This window comes from Polyangiaceae bacterium (assembly GCA_016715885.1).
GTDB lineage: Bacteria > Myxococcota_A > Polyangia > Polyangiales > Polyangiaceae > Polyangium.
Genome location: JADJXL010000022.1, coordinates 228276 through 246732 on the forward strand (window position 1 = coordinate 228276; position 18457 = coordinate 246732).

At 60.8% G+C, this 18457-nt stretch carries 11 protein-coding genes and 2 pseudogenes; 8 read left to right on the top strand and 5 right to left on the bottom strand.

The features are described 5' to 3' along the window. The first annotated feature begins 142 nt into the window (after positions 1 to 142). The 3 genes and pseudogenes from IPM54_33055 (at position 143) to IPM54_33065 (ending at position 3324) form a co-directional block, all read left to right on the top strand. Positions 143 to 1357 (top strand): annotated as a pseudogene (locus IPM54_33055) (FkbM family methyltransferase). A gap of 1388 nt (positions 1358 to 2745) precedes the next feature. Next, a complete protein-coding gene (locus IPM54_33060; protein ID MBK9264603.1) occupies positions 2746 to 3039 on the top strand; it encodes a hypothetical protein in 294 nt (97 codons plus the stop codon). 18 nt (positions 3040 to 3057) lie between these two features. After that, a complete protein-coding gene (locus IPM54_33065; protein ID MBK9264604.1) occupies positions 3058 to 3324 on the top strand; it encodes a hypothetical protein in 267 nt (88 codons plus the stop codon). A gap of 308 nt (positions 3325 to 3632) precedes the next feature. Here the strand turns inward: IPM54_33065 and IPM54_33070 are convergent. Beyond that, positions 3633 to 4784 (bottom strand): annotated as a pseudogene (locus IPM54_33070) (DUF2169 domain-containing protein). Between IPM54_33070 and IPM54_33075 the strand changes: the two are divergent. Then, a complete protein-coding gene (locus tag IPM54_33075; GenBank protein MBK9264605.1) occupies positions 4754 to 6484 on the top strand; it encodes a DEAD/DEAH box helicase in 1731 nt (576 codons plus the stop codon). The pseudogene IPM54_33070 and the gene IPM54_33075 sit on opposite strands and share 31 nt — an antisense overlap. An 11-nt stretch (positions 6485 to 6495) precedes the next feature. Here the strand turns inward: IPM54_33075 and IPM54_33080 are convergent, their stop codons facing one another. Beyond that, the gene (locus IPM54_33080) at positions 6496 to 8010 is read right to left on the bottom strand and encodes an NAD(P)-binding domain-containing protein (GenBank protein MBK9264606.1); all 1515 of its coding nucleotides are present in this window, start codon (positions 8008 to 8010) and stop codon (positions 6496 to 6498) included. A gap of 180 nt (positions 8011 to 8190) precedes the next feature. Here IPM54_33080 and IPM54_33085 point away from each other — a divergent pair, with 180 nt between their 5' ends. The 4 genes from IPM54_33085 (at position 8191) to IPM54_33100 (ending at position 12950) form a co-directional block, all read left to right on the top strand. Then, entirely contained in the window at positions 8191 to 10488 is a 2298-nt protein-coding gene (locus IPM54_33085; GenBank protein ID MBK9264607.1) for a VCBS repeat-containing protein, read from the top strand. Positions 10489 to 10676: 188 nt separating this feature from the next. Next, the gene (locus IPM54_33090; protein ID MBK9264608.1) at positions 10677 to 10841 is read left to right on the top strand and encodes a hypothetical protein; all 165 of its coding nucleotides are present in this window, start codon (positions 10677 to 10679) and stop codon (positions 10839 to 10841) included. A gap of 220 nt (positions 10842 to 11061) precedes the next feature. Beyond that, positions 11062 to 12078, top strand: coding sequence for a hypothetical protein (locus IPM54_33095; protein ID MBK9264609.1), 1017 nt, complete (start codon positions 11062 to 11064; stop codon positions 12076 to 12078). 26 nt (positions 12079 to 12104) lie between these two features. After that, on the top strand, positions 12105 to 12950 hold the full coding sequence (locus IPM54_33100; GenBank protein ID MBK9264610.1) for a hypothetical protein: 846 nt from the start codon (positions 12105 to 12107) through the stop codon (positions 12948 to 12950). 488 nt (positions 12951 to 13438) lie between these two features. Here the strand turns inward: IPM54_33100 and IPM54_33105 are convergent, their stop codons facing one another. Genes IPM54_33105 through IPM54_33115 form a run of 3 tightly spaced genes read right to left on the bottom strand, consistent with a single transcriptional unit; the run spans position 13439 to position 18431 of the window. Then, entirely contained in the window at positions 13439 to 16243 is a 2805-nt protein-coding gene (locus IPM54_33105) for a PQQ-binding-like beta-propeller repeat protein (protein ID MBK9264611.1), read from the bottom strand. Further along, positions 16240 to 17364, bottom strand: a complete 1125-nt coding sequence (locus IPM54_33110) for a hypothetical protein (protein MBK9264612.1) — start codon at positions 17362 to 17364, stop codon at positions 16240 to 16242. The genes IPM54_33105 and IPM54_33110 overlap by 4 nt, the downstream gene beginning before the upstream one ends. After that, positions 17361 to 18431 carry a hypothetical protein gene (locus tag IPM54_33115; protein MBK9264613.1) on the bottom strand — a complete coding sequence of 357 codons (1071 nt, stop codon included), beginning with the start codon at positions 18429 to 18431 and terminating at the stop codon, positions 17361 to 17363. The genes IPM54_33110 and IPM54_33115 overlap by 4 nt, the downstream gene beginning before the upstream one ends. Between the last annotated feature and the right edge of the window lie 26 nt (positions 18432 to 18457).

Consider the following 18457-nt stretch of genomic DNA (forward strand, 5'->3'; position numbering starts at 1 on the left):
CGCTGGCAAACAAGGGCGTCAGCAAAAGTCGCTTCGCCGCGAGAACGTGTGCCGGTCGCGGATGAAGCAGCGACGAGTCGCCTCGCAAAAGCACGGGAATGCCCCAGAGCCGTGACGCAGCCAAAACTTCGATTTCCGTGAAATGACCGTAGCCGTGCACGACGAGCGCATCGGGCTGGAAGTTGCGAATTTCGAGCGGCGCCTTCGGATTGAGCAAACCCATGAAATGGTTTGTCCCTGGATGACGCGAAAGGTTCGGGACGAGCTCGTAGTCGTACCCATCGAGCAGCGGGATATCCCAAGCGAACGAGCGGCCGAATCCCGGATCGACGGTTTCCTTGATGCCGAAATCCCAGCAGAAAAACACCTTGAGCGTGACGTCGTTTCGTGCGGCGAGGGCCCGAAAAAGTGGCGCTTGGTACTGTATCGGATGGCTTGCAAGAATGGCCAATCGAAGCATGTTGTGTGTTACCCTACTCCGCGACGCGTGCTGCAAGCTCCTTTTCGCACGTACGGAGAGCGAACGCAACTGCCGTGTGCGATCTGTAAAGTCTTTGACAACGCGTCGCTCACGCGCGACAACTCGACCGCACGACGCGCTTGCCAAATCATCGCGAGATCACTCATGAGCCTACTCGACACCATTCGTTTCGTACTTCGGCATCCGCTTGGGCAGGAGCATCCGGCGCTGGCGCTTGCGCGTTTTGCGCGTTGGCAGCTTGCGAGCCGAGTGGGTTTTGGTCCGAGTGTCGTGCCGTACGTGGAAGACGCGCACCTCATCGTTTCGCGCGGAATGACGGGCGCGACGGGCAATGTTTACGTGGGCTTGCACGAATACGACGACATGGCTTTCGTGTTGCATTTGCTTCGGCCGGATGATTTGTTCGTCGACATTGGCGCCAACATCGGCACGTATACGATTTTAGCCGCAAAGGTGGTCGGAGCACAGTGCATTTCGATCGAACCATTGCCGTCGACATTTGCTCACCTCGAAAACAATATACATTACAATCGCATCGGGAATCTCGTAGAAGTGAAAAATGTGGGTTTGGCGGCAGAGCGCGGCAATTTGCGTTTTTCTGCGAACCTCGATACGATGAACCACGTCGTCGATGAAACCTATGCGGGGCCGCAGGTGCGCGTGGATGTTTTGCCGCTCGACGAATTGCTCGACGGGCGTGTGCCTTTTGCGATGAAAATCGACGTCGAAGGTTTCGAGAGGCAAGTTCTCGCGGGCGCATCGCGAACGCTCTCCGCGCCGGGCTTGCAGGCGATCGTCATCGAAGTGAACGATCATCAGGAACGTTATGGCATTTCGGAAAAAACCGCGCTCGATGTGCTCCGCGATGCCGGGTTTGGCTCGTACAGGTACGATGTGCGCGAAAGGCGAATCATCGCGGATGACAAGTGTTCGCCGTACGGCAATTATGTGTTCGTGCGCAACGCGGGGGGGGGGTCGCCGGGGGGGGGGGCGGCCCGCCGGACTCGGGGGGGGCCGGGGGGGGGGGGGGGGGGCCCCGGGGGGGCCCCACCAAACGCGGCGCCCCCCCCCCCCCCCCCCCGCCGGGGCCCCCGCCCCCCCCTCGGTTGTTTTTCCCCCCCCGCCGGGGCGGGGGGGGGGGGGGGCCCCCCCGGCGCCAAAGGCACCCCCCCGGGGGGTGGGGGCCGGGGGGGCGCCCCCGCGCGCCCGCGGGGGGGGCGGGGGGGGGCTGCGGTTTGCCCCCCCCCCCGCGGGGGGGGGGATGGCGGGACCGCGGATGGATCCTCGGCGGGCCGGCGGGGGGCGGCGCGGGGGCGGGGGGGGGGGCCGGGCCGGGCCGGGCCCGGGTATCGCAGCGACGGTTGGACGTCACGACGCATATCGTCGCTCTGTCTTTTGAACGCGCTCGCTGATAGGAGGGTGCGCTTGGAGCGGGATTTGCCGGGACGCTTGCGATTTCGTCGCGGGCGGAACAACCCGCCGATTGCACCAACGATGGCTCCACCGACGCCGGCGTTTTGCGCGGCGCGGGGGGCGGGGGGGCGGGGGCGCGGGCGGGCGGGGGCGGCGGCGCGGGGGGGCGGGGGGGCGGGGGGGCGGGGGGCGGGGGCCGGGGGGGGGCGGGCCGGTGGGGCCGGGGGCGGGGCGGCGGCCGCGGCGGGCGGAGCGGCGGGGGGGGGGGGGGGCCGGGGGGGGGCCGCGGGGGGGGCCCGGGGGGGGCGGCGGCCGGGCCGGCGTCCAGCGCCCCGCCCGCCGCCGCGGGCCGCGGGGCGGGCGGGGCGGCCGGGGGGGGGGGGGCGCCGGCGCGGGGGGGGGGGGGGGCGCGGGCGCGGGGGGGGGGGGGGCGGGGGGGGGGCGCGGGGGGGGGGGGGGGGGGGGGGGGGGGGGGGGGGGGGGGTGGGGGGGGGGGGGGGGGGGGGGGGGGGTGGGCGGGGGGGGGGAGGGGGAGGGGGGGGGGGGGGGGGGGGGGGGGGGGGGGGGGGGGGGGGCGCGGCGCTGCCTCGGATTCATCCTGTGCCAGATGCACTTCTGCGAGGATGCGCGCCCCAAACCGCCTCCATAGTGGCATCTTCTTCGATGCGTCCGCCGGCAAATACCCCACGATCGCGTTTTGCTCCCCGGGCAGCCAAATCAAGCACCGCACGAACATCCCGCCGAATACCTCGCGCTTCTGGTAATGCCTTCCGAGCAAAAGCGCCCTCTGCATGTGCGAATCGATGTAGTTCGGCGGTAACCCCGTCTTTTCCTGGACAAACGCCTCTCGAATGCGCGCCGTCAATTCGTCGCTCACCCCCGGCGCCGCGGACAAACCCGGCGTCGTCACGAAGTCCTTGGCAACTGCAACCGCTGCTCGAAGTTGCTCATCGGTCTGCGTGATGACCGGCACCGCCGTCGACATCGCCGCCTTCAGCGCCTCGAATTCGTCAAATGGCAATTCCAATTCACCCGCCAAAAGCACCGTGGGCGGGACGAACATACCGTTTTGCTCGTATGCAGCAGCGAACGCTTCGTCGAGGCCTTTCGCATCCATGCGAGGCGCTTTCGCGAATGCTTCGTGACAATGGCTCACGCTCGTCATGGCGTCGGCGTCGTGCCACACGAGATGTAACGATTCACGTGCGTTTTCCACGTGTTCGTGCCCGGCAGAACCATTCGTACCGCGCGACGCACCATTCGGTGCTCCTCTCGCCCAGACGCTTTGCGCCGTATCCGATCCCGGCGCCATCGATACCGGTGGCGGCGGTGGCGCGTATGTCGGTGGAGGCATCGGTGACGCTTGTGGTGTCTTGATTTCCTGCATCGTCGGTGCGCTCGCCGGGCTCTGCGTCGGCAATGTCACTTGACCCATCGCGATTGGCGCAGGAGGTAGCCCCGACAAACCACCTGGCCCGAATGGCAATGCACCATCGTCGCATTTACGAAGAGCCGGCGGCGCGCAATCGACACTGCTTGCTCCGACAAACGGAATCGCCGGCCCCTTCGCTTTCGCCCCAAAGGGCGCAATCATCGTCATCGCCGCAAACTCTTCTTCGTCCACCATTCCTGGTGGAATCGTCAGCACGAGGTCATCGTCGAGCACATCGGCATCGGGTTCGTCCAGCGATACCGAAATGCGCCCCGCTTCGGTCGCGTGACGGAGGCCAATGCTACCTCGCCAAACCACACAGCAAATGCCTCGATCCGAATCGATCCACAAGGTATCCGCCACGAGCATCACGTCTTCCCGCTCGCCCGACGCCCGAAACGCGACCGCTCGCGGACAAATTCCCGGCAATCGAGTGACGAGCTGTGCATGCACCGGATGCAAGTGTTCCAGGAGAAGCTGTTCGTCGGGACGAATGCTCGGCAATTGCTGATCAAGCGGAGCTGCCTGAAAGTAGGCGAAATCGAGCCCCTCGGGGAGCGGCCGTTCTTCCCATCCTGGCTGCGAAATGTGCCCGGACAAACGATCGAGGCCTTCGGTTCGTCCAGGCCATGTCGGCGCGATGGGACCATAACCAATGGGCGCAAATGTATCCGATCGTTTGACGACGTATGTTTTGGGTGGCTGCAAGTTCGGCACGGACACGAGGCCAAATGCATCAGGTGCTGCATCGAAGCTCATGCCCACGGGGTTTGGCGTGTCCGCACCTCCCGCCGCGCGCGTCCAATCCAGCGCCATTTTTGAAAAACGCGGCCCTTCGAGCATCCGCTGTTCGGGCAACCGAAATCCTCGATCACACCACACTTCGATCGACTTTGAAAAAACGCCGACACCGAGCTTCGTCACGAGCGAGCGCACCGTCTGTTTGGCCGGTGCATACGCATGCCCCACGAGCATCACATCGGCCCGCGGCTTGTACGGCACTTTATCGCTCGGAGCCACCAGCACAGCATGCACGTCGCGTTTGACGAACTGATCCTGATCGCAGATCGCCTCTTGTTCCGGCGCGAGCTTGCATTCGCCAGGTTCGAGCATGAACGTCGCTTTGACGACCACCGTTTGCGCGTACGTCCCCGCGGCCGATTGCCAGACAAACCCCGTGACTCGCATTGGGCACGACGACACGATTTCCATGACTCGCGACGCTACATGAGCACGCATGCCCGGGGCAAACCTTTTGTTTGTCGCGGTATCGATCGCCAGCACGCACCGCCAAACGGCCGACGTGGACCATGGCTCCGCCCGCTCGCGACCACTTTTCCCGAATGAAACGTGAATTACGGTGCGACTGGAACGAAAATGGAAAAATTCGTCCAGCGTGCACGTCTCGAACGTGCTACGTCTCGCCGATGGAGCGCAAGTCAGACACTTCGGCAGCATCGAAAGCCGCTGAGACCGACGAAAACTTTTCGTCGCTCGGTCTTTCCCCTGCCACGTTGGCGATGATCGAACAGCTTGGGTTCGAAAGACCGACCCCGATTCAGGCCCAAACGATTCCGCTGCTGCTGGAGGGCCGAGATGTTGCAGCTCAGGCTCAAACGGGAACGGGTAAAACGGCGGCGTATGGCTTGCCGCTCGTGGAACTGGTTGATCCCGAACACATGCGCGTGCAGGCGTTGGTCCTTTGTCCGACGCGAGAATTAGCCGTACAGGTTTCCGAGGCCGTTTATTCGTTTGGCAAATCGCAACGCATTCGAGTGCTCCCGATTTATGGAGGACAGCCGATCGATCGCCAAATTCGAGTGCTCGCGGCGGGGACGCACATCGTTGCAGGCACGCCGGGCCGCATTCTCGACCACATTCGACGCGAAACGCTCGATTTGTCGCACGTGCGCACCGTGATTCTCGACGAAGCGGATGAAATGTTGGCGATGGGGTTCATCGAGGACATCGAAACGATCTTGGGAAAACTTCCTCCCGAGCGACAAACTGCACTGTTTTCCGCGACGATGCCCGGCCCGATTGCGCGTTTGTCGAAGCGGTATTTGCGCAATCCGCAGCGTATCAAGACATCTTCGGAAGCGAAGAACGTGCCCATCATTCGGCAGACGTTTTACCAAGTCGCGCCGGCGCAAAAAATGGATGCGCTTTTCCGAGTGCTCGATATGGAGACGCCCGGCCCGACGATCATTTTTTGCAGCACGAAACGGGCAACGGAAGAGGTCGCCGAGAATTTGCGTGGGCGGGGGTGTTTGGCCGATGGTCTGCACGGGGACCTCAATCAGCGAGACCGTGATCGCGTCATGCGGCGTTTCAAAGAGGGCCGCGTCGAGCTGCTCGTGGCGACCGACGTCGCTGCGCGAGGGCTCGATATCGAAACCGTGACGCACGTCATCAATTACGATATTCCCACGGACGTCGAGTCCTATACGCATCGTATTGGACGAACCGGGCGTGCGGGGCGCGAGGGCGACGCGATTACGCTCGTAACGCCGCGAGAAATTGGGCAGCTTCGGTTCATCGAGCGATCCACGAAGGCGCAAATTCAGGCCATGCGCTTGCCGACGGACGCGGACTTGGCGATGCGCCGTCGGGAAGTCATGAAAAAATCGCTGGTGGAGGCGATTGAAGCAGGCGGGCTCGAAGCGTATTTCGCCATTGCCGAGGACCTCGTCAAAGAGCACGGTGCGACACCGGTCGTTGCGGCGGCGCTGAAGTTGATGGGGGCGCAAGACCAAGGCAATGCCGCCGAGCCTACCATGGCCATGGCTGCGCCAGCGGCGTCTCGACCCGAAGGAGGTATGGCGCGGCTGCTTCTCACCATGGGGCGGCGTGATGGCCTTCGGCCGAGCGACCTCGTTGGGTGCATTGCGAATGAAACGGGTTTGCCCGGGCGCGAAATCGGCGCGATCGATATTTTTGAATACGAATCCTGCGTCGAAGTTCCGGAAGGGCGTGCAGAGGATGTGACCCGGGCACTTTTGGGCACGACGCTGCGCGGGCAAAAGGTGCGGGTCGAACGAGTGAGCGGCGCGGCGGTGGAAAAGCGCCGCGCATCGGACGTTCCGCCTGCGAGGCAAACGCGGCCGCCGCCGCCCAAAAAGCCTCGCCGGGCACCGAATGCTCGTTCCCGGGACTAGTCACGCGCGGGTCAATTGGCAAATGGCACGGGCCTCTGGGGGCTCGTGCGCGAGCTTCGCGCGCGCTCGTATTCGCGCACGACGTCGCGATAATCTTCTGCCGAATACGGCCCGACGATCTCGAGCAAGGCGTTTTTCTTGCGGTATGGATTCAACCCCAAATCCATCAAGAGCACGTCCAAGTATTGATGAAAGCGAGTGGCAATGCCGTACGAACGCGACGGCTCGAAAAGACCATTCTGCCTTTTCCAATCACGAACGTGCTCCATGGCCCGCTCCATTTCGTCGGCGGAAGGCAACGTCAGATCCCCGCGCAGGACGGCCGACGTCCAAAGGGTGCCGATTTCCACGCCCGGAACGTGCAAGAATCCATGATTGAATCCCGCGAAAGCGAGCCGTGGAATGCGTGGATGAACGAGGTGGCGGTACAGTTGCGTGCCGTCCGGTTCGGACTCCATCCACGTGCGATAGGGTTCGGGTAGAAATGGAAAGCCCGGGGATTTGTGCCCGATGGCGAGCGCCACGAGATCGCAAGGAATTTCGCGTCCGTCCTCGAGGAGCAATGCATTTTTCGAGAGGCCCTTGATTTCGCCGCGGCAAGGCAAAATCTTTCCTTGGATCACGAACGGGTAATAATCGTCGGGGGCGAGCGCGACGGCAGCACGCATTTGATAGGGGATCGATTCATCGGGCTCGAGCAGCCGCATGCGTTTTTGCACTTCGGGGTCTCGCCACAACGAATGCAGCCCGGTTTGCGCCCGAACGACGAGCGTAATCATTTTCCAGAAACCGGATACTGCGGGCGAAAATCGTTCGTGTAATGCGGCCTCGATGGCATTCGGGTGCACCCACGCTGGAAGCATGGCCGTGCTCATGCGTCCGAACATGACATTGGCCATGTGTACGCCGAAAATTTCGCGCGGCAAAAGCCACCTTGGTGCACGGAAAACATGATGCACCTTGGAGCCTCGTTGTGCGGCGAACGAGGCCATGTCGACGGCGCTCTTTCCAAACCCCACGACGGCGACGCGTTTGTCTCGCAAAACATCGAGATCGCGGATGTCTCGTTCGGTGAGCACTTCGCCCTGGAATTCGTCTCTACCGGGCAGTTCCAGCGCGGGTTTGTCTTGCGAATAATGGCCCACGGCGACGATGACGAAATCAAAAAGTTCGGAGTTTTTTCCATCCGGCGAGTTTGTCTCGACGGTCCATCCCTTGGGCTCTTCGCGGAGGGCCGTCACTTCGTGCTGAAGGCGGACATCGATGCCGAAGTGATCGACGGCGGCCTTCAAGTAGCGGCGAATTTGTTCACCTGTGGGATGAAGGTCGGGTTTGAAGGGCCAGGGGAAATCCGCGAATTGGTAATGCTTGTCGATGTTTTGGAGGCGGACTTCGGGGTACGCGAGGGCCCAGATGCCACCGATCGTATTCGAGCGTTCGAATACGACCACATCGAGGCCCGTTCGCATGAGAACTTGGGCAGCGGCGATGCCCGAGATGCCTGAACCGATAATGGCAATGCGCATGGAGCGCACATAACATATCGAAACGTCAACGGCATCCGTAATTTCGGATGGAGCACGAGCTCGACGTCGGAAAGTTGTTGCGTTTTCGCTTTTCTTACGCTCGCGCTTCACTTACGATGACCCTCCACCAATCTCTTTTCAGTGGGGTCAATGATGCGAACTTCGAGAGCTTTGGGTCTTGTGGCGGTCGGGTTGTTTTTGGGCGGAGCGGGATTTGCCTGCGGATCGAGCGGCAATACGTCGCTCACGTGTTCACCCGCGTGTGGTCCCGGGCAGACGTGCTCCAATGGCCAATGCGTTCCTACCGGTATGGGCGGTTCCGGAGGCACCGGAGGGGAATCCGGCGGCTTTGGCGGCTCCGGCGGTGAGCTCTTTCCCGATGCCGGATGTCCTGCTTCGCAAACGTGCCAGGATACGTGCTGCCCAGCCGGTGAAATATGCGGCCTCGGTGTCGCGTGCGTGCGCGAGCAGCCGCCCTGCACGACGAACGACGAATGCCTCTTCGATAGCTATTGCAGCGGTGGCGTGTGCATTCCTTACGGAATACCGGCCGGCCACGATAACGATGATACGTGCGTATCGAACGTGTCGATCGACTCCATCGTCCCGTCCGAGCAATGCCGCTGGACCGGCCCGCCCGATGGCGATGCGCATCCCAATCATTTCCACGTCATGGCGACGCCCGTCGTCGTGGATTTCGATTTCGACAGCGACCCGAAAACGCTAACGCCTTCGATCGTCTTTTCGTCGTTTCCTACCCAGAATTCGTATCAGAACCCCGGCGTCATGCGAATCATCAGCGGCAAAGATTGCAGCCAGCAGTATAGCTTCGATGCCCCCGAAGATGCCACGATGTCGCCGGCATCCGTTGCCGTGGGTGACCTCGATGGCGATGGCCATGCCGAGGTCGTCGCGGCTCGTCATGGTGGCGGCGTGATTGCATTCCGATTCGATCCCGCGACCAAGACGTTCGGAACTCTTTGGCGATCCGGAACGTGCGCGGGCGGCATGGGCCCACCTTCGACGCCGGATACCACGGGCGGCACGGATAAATGGAGCGGCCCGTCCATTCATGACCTCGACGACGACGGGAAACCCGAAATCATATATGGTGCCACGGTTTATCGAGCCGACGGGTGCCTCGTGTCGGATTCGCTCGGCTTTCCCGTCTACAGCAAGGGTCTCGTGCCGGTCATTGCAGACGTCGATGAAGACGGCAAAATGGAGCTCGTACGGGGCAACGCGATTCACGAGTGGAATGCTGCGATGAATGACTGGGTTGCCGAGCCCTATTTCAATGCCGGCGCGCTCAGTGCGGGGCAAGTGGCCGTCGCGGAAATGGGCAACTTCCCGGTTGCAGCGTTTGGCGGTCAGGATCGTGCGGAGGTCGTGGTCGTCGCGGGCGGGCACGTGCGAGTGCAAACGATCGAAGGGACCGTGGTTTTTGGTCCGATCACCATTCCAGGCGGCGGTACGGGAGGTTTGCCGACGGTGGCCGATTTCGATGGTGATGGGCGTCGTGAATTCGCGAGCGCTGGTGGAACGCGTTACGTCGTTTTCGACTTCGATTGCCTCGCCGGCGGTGACCCCGCAAAATGTGGTGGACAATCGATCGAAACCGGGATTTTGTGGTTACAACCGTCCCAAGATGCAAGCTCCAACGTGACGGGATCGAGCGTCTTCGATTTCGATTACGATGGCAAGGCCGAAGCCGTGTACGCCGACGAATGCTTTTTGCGCGTGTACGATGGCACGACGGGCAAGGTCATCTACAGCGTAGCTCGTTCGTCCGGAACGACCTATGAAAATCCGGTCATCGTCGACGTCGACGGCGATTACCACACCGAAATCGTTTCGGCGGTGAACAATTACGCCGGAGGGCTCGGTTGTCCCGCGACCGATCCGCTGTTCCCGAATGCGATGTTTTCGCAGAATCACGGTATCGTGGTTTTGCGCGACGAACAGGAGCGCTGGGCGGCTTCGAGGCCCGTGTGGAGTCAGCATGCTTATGCGGTGACGCACGTGGGCGACTTGGGACAAATACCGAAGACGTCGAGTGTGGCGCTCAATTGGAAAGACCCCGCGCTCAACAATTTCCGGCAAAATGTGCAAGGAGACCTCGAGGCGCTCGGAACGCCGGATCTCACGGCAGGCGGTGACGTGGGCGCCGTGAAATGCACCGGAACGGTTGCCACGATTGAAGCTCGTGTTTGCAATCGCGGGACGCTTCCCATGGTGAGCGGCACGGAGGTGAGTTTTTATGATGGCACGCTTCAAGGACCGCTCTTGTGTACGGCGCAAATCCCGGTGGCGCTCGCCGTGGCCGAATGCACCATCGTGAATTGCCAGGCGGATCTTGGCGGCAAGAAGGTCGACATTTACGTGCGCGTCGATCCGCAGGGACAAACCAAAGAATGCCACGAAATCAACAACGACGCGCTTTATCGCGGCGTGGAATGCGGAGCCATTCCGAATTAGGGCATATTCAGCAGGTCGCAGTGCGGCTGCTGCACCTCACTCCTTGACTCCTCTCCCCGGCGTAAAACGCCGCGGAGAGGGGAAAGGACGCTCACCTGGGTCGACTGCATCCGGTGAGCGAAGCAAACCTGCAACGAGTGGCGAAGCGAAAACGAAGCGTCGAAGGGTAAGCGTGGCTGCGAGTTTGCATGAATGGCAAGAGCTTGTCATTCGTTCACCGCACGATCGCAAGCTCGAACGTGGGCATTCATATTTCGATTGACGGCGTGCGAGACATGCGCATCTCGTCGATCATCGAGCGTCCTGTGACGGCTTGGTTCGTGTCGCAGAATTTGTACTCGCGGTGCCGGTGATGATACACATCGTTGGTGATGGCGAGTTCGGCTTGCTGGGTCTGCAAAACAACGGGTCTGCAATCTTGACAAACTTGCGAGTGATCATGCGCATGACGGCGACGATTCGTTGCGGCTCAAAGAATGTGGAGTCGAGCGAGTGGTCGATTGACAAGTTCGTCCACGAGTGGGATAGAACCGAGTGGCTCACATGAGGGGACGCAGAAATTACGCTTGGGTAGTGGCTTTGGGGATCGCGCTTGGGCTCTGCTCTGGCAATTCGCAGAACGTATGGGCTCAAACGAAAAAAGGTGCGAAGGCGCCGACAGGGAAAACGGCGGCGCCGGCCGATCCTGCGACGGTTGAATTCGAAAAACACTTCGCGGCGGGGCAAGCTGCGGCGAAAGCGAACCGTTGGGATGCGGCTCGTCAGGAATTTTTGCTGGCTCTCGACTTGAGGCCGGATCATGCGGGAACCGTGGCGCTGCTCGCGCAGGCCGAGATGGCGACGGGGCGGCATCGTGAGGCAGCCGAACACCTGCAGATCTTTTTGGATTACGCGGTGGGTCTCAGTCCTGCGGATCGCAAGACGGCGGAAGACTTGTTGATCGAAGCGCAGTCGAAGCTTGCCATTGTGACCATCAAGGTGGACAAACCCGGAGCGAAGATCACGGTGGATGGGCGTGTTTTGGGCACGTCGCCGCTTTCCGAACCGGTGCTCGTGGATGCTGGGGCGCAGCGGCGATTCGAAGCCGAAGGGCCGGATGGTCGCGCGAAAGTGACCGTGGATCTCGAGCCGCGCACGACGCCGACGATCAACATGGTGCTCACGCCGCCTCCCACGAAAGTCATCAAGGAGTCGCAAACGTGGCGCACGCCGGTGATTTTTGCCGGCATTGGCCTTGGTGTGGCGGGCATTGGAACAGGTGTGGGTTTTCTCGTGGCCGCGTCGGCGAAGCATGCCGATGCCGTTGATCTTGCCGGCCAAATCTCCTTCGATCGCGCGACGAACGAGACGCTTTGTCCAGCGAGTAGCACCGATGGCCGTTGCGCAGAGCTCTCAGAGCTTCAGAGTCAGCGTGACACATTTGGCAAAATCGCCATGGCGGGGTTCATCGTTGGCGGGGTTGCTGCGGTAGGCACGACGATTTTGGCCATTACCACGGCATCTGGCAAGACGTCTACGGCAGCACCGAAAAAGAAGTCGCTGCTCGTCTTGCCTGCGCCGGGTGGGGTTCTTGTGCAGGGAACGTTTTGAGTACCAAGCTTTGGTAGGAGTTTGTCATGGCACGACGTGGGCTTGCGACTTGGCTTTCGGCGGGATCGTTGCTGGTGGGATTGTCGACGGTCGTGGTGTCGTTCATGGGCTGCTACGACAACTTGGCAGCTCAATCGGGGAAGTGCGTAGGGCCGGATGACGACAATCCGTGCACGGTTCCCACGTGTTCGGAGGGATCGACGACGGCGGTACAAGTTGCCGCGCCTGATGATCCGCCGGTGGAATGCGCACGCGGAGAGAATGCAGGGGTTTGCAAAAAAGGCTTGTGCGAGCTCGATTGCGGGCAGAATTGCAAGTGCGCGTCCGATGCTGAATGTCCGCCGAGCACGGCCTGCGTGACGTGGACGTGCGACGAAAACAAGCAATGCAAACGCACGGACGCGGAGGATATGAAGCTGGTCGATACGGCCGAGCCGAACGATTGCAAGAAGACCGTTTGCATCAGTGGCGCACCACAGCTCGTGAATGATGAGAATGATACGCTTCCGGATGTTCTCGGGGATTGCAAAAGTGCCGACGTGCTTGAAATGGGATGCACTCGACAATGCCCAAAGACGACGATTTGCCTGCGGAGATCGATGGCGATTGTCGCAAGCCCGCGTGTGACATGGGTAACCCTACGACGGATCCGGATGACACGGACGAACCCATGGATACGGAATGTATCAATAACAAGTGCGCTGGCGGAGTTCCCACGGACGAGCCCGCAAAAACCGGCACAATATGTTCTACGGGCTACTGCAATCTGGCAGGTGAGTGCGTCGATTGTTTCAAGACACCCGATTGGGGTGATTGCGGTGGTGGTGATTGCCCCGCGAAATTGTGCAATGGAGAAGTCTGCGGCTCGATGAATGACCACTGCAAGAGTGGTGCATGCGTAGACGGTGTCTGTTGCAATGAGGCATGCTCGGCGGAATGTAAGGCTTGCAATGTCGCTGGGAGCGTTGGAACGTGTACCAACGTGCCAAAATTCGCAGGAGACACCTTCCAGGTTGGGGGCGTGCCAAAGGAATGTAAGAATACCAATGGCTTCGCGTGCGATGGCAATGGCGCGTGCAAGCCGAGCGGTGGCGCGTCATGCGTTGAAAACGCCGGTTGTCTCAGCGGCCAATGCGACATGATGATGTGTACGTGGCAAGTTGGCGAATTCTGCGATAGTCCGGCGGAATGTGGAGCGTTCACATGCGTCAACGGTAAATGTCAGTAGTCTTGTCGAGTTGCGTATGACGCCTGCCTCCTCGGGCTCGCAACCAGAAACACTTTCTGCAAAACGCCGTTCGCGTGCCCCGTTTCGACGAGCTTCGGAATGACGGTCAGCGTCCCATGAAATAGGCTCCCCCTATTTGCCCGGGGCGCCAGTTTTCGTCACGCGCAAAATGCCCGATGGACCGACGGCCCAAACGACGCCGCGTGAAATGCCGAGACCCGAAATCGAAGCGTGCGACCCGAGCGGATGCGGAACCGGTTGGAATGCTTTTCCATCGTAATGCAGCAGCGTTCCATCGTCTCCGCCAATCCACACGTCATTCGGCCCATTGGCGACGACCGCGCGTAGCCACGCTCCCGAGGGGACCACGTGACGTTCGACGGCATTGCCTTTCGCGTGCAGGACGAGCCCCATCGAGCCGACGGCCCACGCTTCGTCATTGCTCACGGCGGCGACGGCAAGAAGTGCAGCGGGCGCTCGATGACGTGACACTCTTTCCGTGCCCAATCGACCGCGAGCGTGGAGCAAAAATCCCTCGCCCATGGGGCCGGCATTGAGCGCACCGACGAAAAACCCGCCGCCTTCGGGCGTCACGGCAACATCGACGTAAGCGAGCGCGGGCAAACCAATGACGGGCTGAAATGGGGACTTTTCGTCGGCCCGTACGAGCGCATGCACGCCAAGCTCGTGGACCTGCGACCGTTGCAAGCTGTACGGGGAGCCAGCTTCGACCGAACCCAAAATCCACACAGCTCCGGTCGAATTCCCGGAAATGGCCACGATATCGTTTCCGCCGAGCTTCATATCGGCATCCACGGCTTTGCCGCCCTCGAATCGACGCAGTTTGTCGCGCTCGTTGTACGATTCGGTTTCGCGGTCACGGTGCGCAAAGATTCCGCGCCCTGGTCCTTCGGGGTAAAACCATCGCTCGAATCGAATGCGTTTTTCCTCGCTATCGATGACCGCGGTTTTTCCTTCCACATCCATTTCGACGAGCCGATCCCACGCTTCGAGCCACAACGTGCCGTCTCGCGCGACCTCGACACGCTTGGCCGTCGATACCGGCGCGGCATTCTTGACCACGACCGCTGTCTTGGCAACGTCATAGCCTGCTAGCGGTCCACCGAGCGTCAGGGGTTTGGGGGCATCGAGCGGCCTCGAGTCGACCGATTTTGCTTCCGGCAAATGCACGGACGTGAGCGAAGAAGGTTTGCCGCGGAAAAGCCCATCACCATTGCCCACCCACACGTCATTGGGACCGCGCACGACGATGCCCGCCGCCACCGGCGCATTGGCGACGATCGACCAACGTTTTCCATCCCAATGCACCTGGCCATCACGACTCCACACGTCATTCGGCGCTACCGCGACGACGCCTTGTTCAATTGATTGCGGGACGCTCGTTGCAGTGAACGTTTTGCCATCGTAATGGTATGCGACGGCGCCCGCACCCGTGAACCATAAATCATCGTCGCCGGTGCCGCCAATGGCGCTGATCCCGTAACGCTTGTCCTCCGGCGTGGGAATCGGTACGAGCTCGCGGCCTTGTAGCCGCTCCGCGTTGCCATAGTCGGGCACGACGTACGTGTGTTTTCCGACGACATTGACGGACGTGGTTTTCACTTTTCGTTTGATGATTTCGGGTTGCCCTCCATCATAAATGGCGCATGCATTGTTGTCCTCGAAACCAAAGCAAAAAATGCGTGCGGTGCCTGTTTCGGTTGCTCGGATGTGCGTGTCCGAATTCGTTGATACCCAATGTTCTGCGAATGCTTCGGCGAGATCATTTCGTTCACGCACGGTCGTGCCTGCAAGCTCGAGAATGATGGCTTTGGCGGGACGTGACCACCAAGGCGAACCTCCGTCGGTGACCGGGAAAATGGATCGGCCAAGGAGCCACGGATTGCCATTGGGACCCAGTGCAATCGTGTCGTACTCGATGCTCAATTTCTCCAGTTTGTCGTCCTCGCTCATTCGGTCGGCTTTTGCCGTGCGAGACGGCAAGGGAAAACGTTTCGCCTTTCCGCCCGAATACCGTAACAATTCCGCGCCCTTTTTCCCATGTGCGAGCAGCAGAAGCTCGTCCGGGCCGCTCGATACGACCGCCGAAATCTTTTCATCGAGCACCTTTTCGTAGCTCAGCAAAATCACCGGATCCGTGCTGACGATGGCCGGATGAGGATCGCTCACGCGAATGTCGAGCCCGCGGGCCGTGATGTGCCCCGACGCATCGACCGAGAATGCTTCTTTCGGGTTGGTATTGCAGCAGATTTCATCATCGAGCGTGACCGCGTGTGAAAACACCAGCGTGCCATCTGGCGAAAATGCGAGCACGCCTCGAGGACCCGCGACGTAAATGTTGTCGTCGGCTCCGATGACCGCAGGCGTCAATGCGCCCGATACCAAGTGTTTTTCCCAGAGAATCTGACCGGTCGTCGTGACGGACGCGACCACGCCACGTTGTGTCGTAATGACGACGCGCTCGTCATCAGCAAGGGTGATGCCTGTCACGCCGCCGCGAAAACCAATGGACCATTTGCGCTTGTCGTTTGCATCGAGTGCAATGAGGGTGCCGTCGCCAACGCCGACGAGGAGCGTTCCGTCGTCGAGGTATGTGGTCGCCATGGCGCCGATACCGATGAGGCCTCGTTCGCCAGCCGGTGGATGCAAAGAATCGGCATCGAGCGTGCGTTTGCCACTGGCCGTGGACTTGATCTCCACGCGGGCGCCAAACGTGACGATGGACGCGACGTCGCCATTGGGAGCTTGATTCGGCTTTCGCTTGATGCGCACCTTGGGTTGCCCTTCGGGCGCATCTTTGGGTGCTTCGGGTTTTACCGGAACGACGGGCGTTTTGGCGGTTTTTTTCGCTTCGGTGGGAGAGCTGCACGCGGCGAGCAGGAGCGCTCCGACGAAAAAAGTTTGGCGCCGCATCATCGTGCCTCTCCGGCGGGCGCGGCGAACGCAATGGACGTCGGCAAAACGAAGAAGGGCACGCCATCGGACGAAACCCACATTTGCTGCACTTCGGCGGGCGTTTTACCTTGGCGTAAGCGAGTACCGTCCCATTGATAGATGGTATCTCGCCCGCCGCTGAACCACACATCGCGAGAACTGCTTCCGTGCACCAAATGAGCCGCAAACGACCCTGGTGTTGGTAATTGCGTGAGGGCCTTTCCATCATGACGCAAAATGATGGAATTCCGGCGATCGCCCGCCGTCATCCACAGGTGGTGCTGATCATCGGCCCACATGTTGCCAATGGTCGTGCCTTGATCGAACTTCATGACCTTTGCCCACGTGACGCCATTGTATCGATACAAGACAGGCTGAAACAATTCGTCTTTCGTGACGACCCAGCCATCATCCGGCCCGTGCATCCAGAGTGCGACGTTGAGAATGCCCATGTCGATGGAATCACGGCTGGGATCGACGTGCGTCGGCGCAAACCGCGGTCCAGACGTGCAATGCCCTGCGGACGAACCAATGCGACAGGCATCGTCATCCATGTTATAAGCAGCTCGCCATGTGAGCGCGCCCGACGCATGCACGAAACTCGGGACGAGCGACCTTTGCGTACACGTCCATTTGCCATTCCGACCGAGCGAAGCGCGCCGTTCTCCGCCGATGCGCGTGTTCATGTCGCGATATTCGCCATATACGTGGACGTTGTCTCGATCCACCGCGATGCCCCACAGGCGCGTACCGACTCCATTCGATTCGCGGTTGTATTCGCCCCAGCCGCAAGGTTTGGCTTGACGAAACACGACCTTCTTGCCATCGTCCTGCAGCACGACGCCGGTATCGGTGAGCATCCAAATGTCTTTCGCGCTGCGCCCATCGATGCCAATGATGTTCGCGGGCACCGAACCTGCGGGAATCGTGTCACCCGGGGCAAAATGAGCATACCCCGTCTTGGTCACGCGAATGCTGAACGTCGATATCTTCCTCTCGATCGGGAGCAACGCTTCTTCCTTCGGGTCGGCCATGGCCGGCGATGAAAGGGCGAGGCATGTCGTACCAAATAGAAATTGCGACAATACAATGCGGAAGCTCATCGTTTCACGGTCCCTTCGAGCACCACCATTTCGTGATTGCTCATCTTCATGCCGAACTTCTGCGCCATCTCAGGCGGCAATTTTTGCCAGACGATTTCATATTTCGCGCCCGGCGCTCCTTTGGGCAGCGGCAATGCAATCTGCCTCGGCCCCATGAGACGACTGTCTGCACGCTCGATGGGCACGGTCTTCTTTGGTCCCTCGTGTGCCGGGCCAAACGTGCGACGAAGGATTTCAATGGATGGTTTTCCGAATGTTTTGCCTCGAGCGTCAAGCGGGAATGCCCGAATTTCGGCGCGCCGGTACAAATCCCCCGTCGGAAAAGCATGTCCAATCGTGCCGGGTTTCATGTCGAGGTGCAGCGTGTCGCCCTTGATCTCGGCCTTGTCGACGATGACGGCGCGCGCCATCATGTCTCGATCGCCTTGCACGCGAAAATCGTGTTTTCGATGCGGAGGCCCGTTTTGACTCGGTACGAGCGGCATGTGGCAATCTTGGCAGGGCTTGGCTGCATGAGCCGACTGCGCATGCTCGCTCAATGTTTTTTGCATTCGATCGACGTCGGGGCGACTCGATCCGGGAAATGCAAAATCGTGGCAACGAGCGCAAGCCTGGGTGGTCCCAAGGCGCGCGTCGCCGATGACTTCGTGCCCGTTTTCACGCATCGCAATGTGATGCTTTCCAACGATCCCCGCCGGCACGACATGGCACGCCGTGCAACCCACACCGACGTGACGCGCTTCGAGGGAAGGCTCGGACTTCGGGTCCGCGAGCGGCGCGTGACAACCGCGGCAAAAGGCGAGCGGCTCGACGGCGTACGCGTGCTCGAAGTATTCGTTTTCCCATGCGCGATGATGCAGCGATTGTTTCCACTCGGCGGCGATTTCCGCGTGACACCCGACGCAGCGCTCATCTTTTGGCAAACCAATGCCCGCGACCGGTTCGAGGCGCCCGCGCGGCGCGGGACCTGGAAGCGGAACGTCGAGCGTGCTGCTCGTGCTGCTCCACAGCAGCACACTGCAGACGAGTGCCGCTGCGATGGAATGGAACGCGAACCGAACATGCACGGCATGCAGGATGCCGGAGAAGGCGT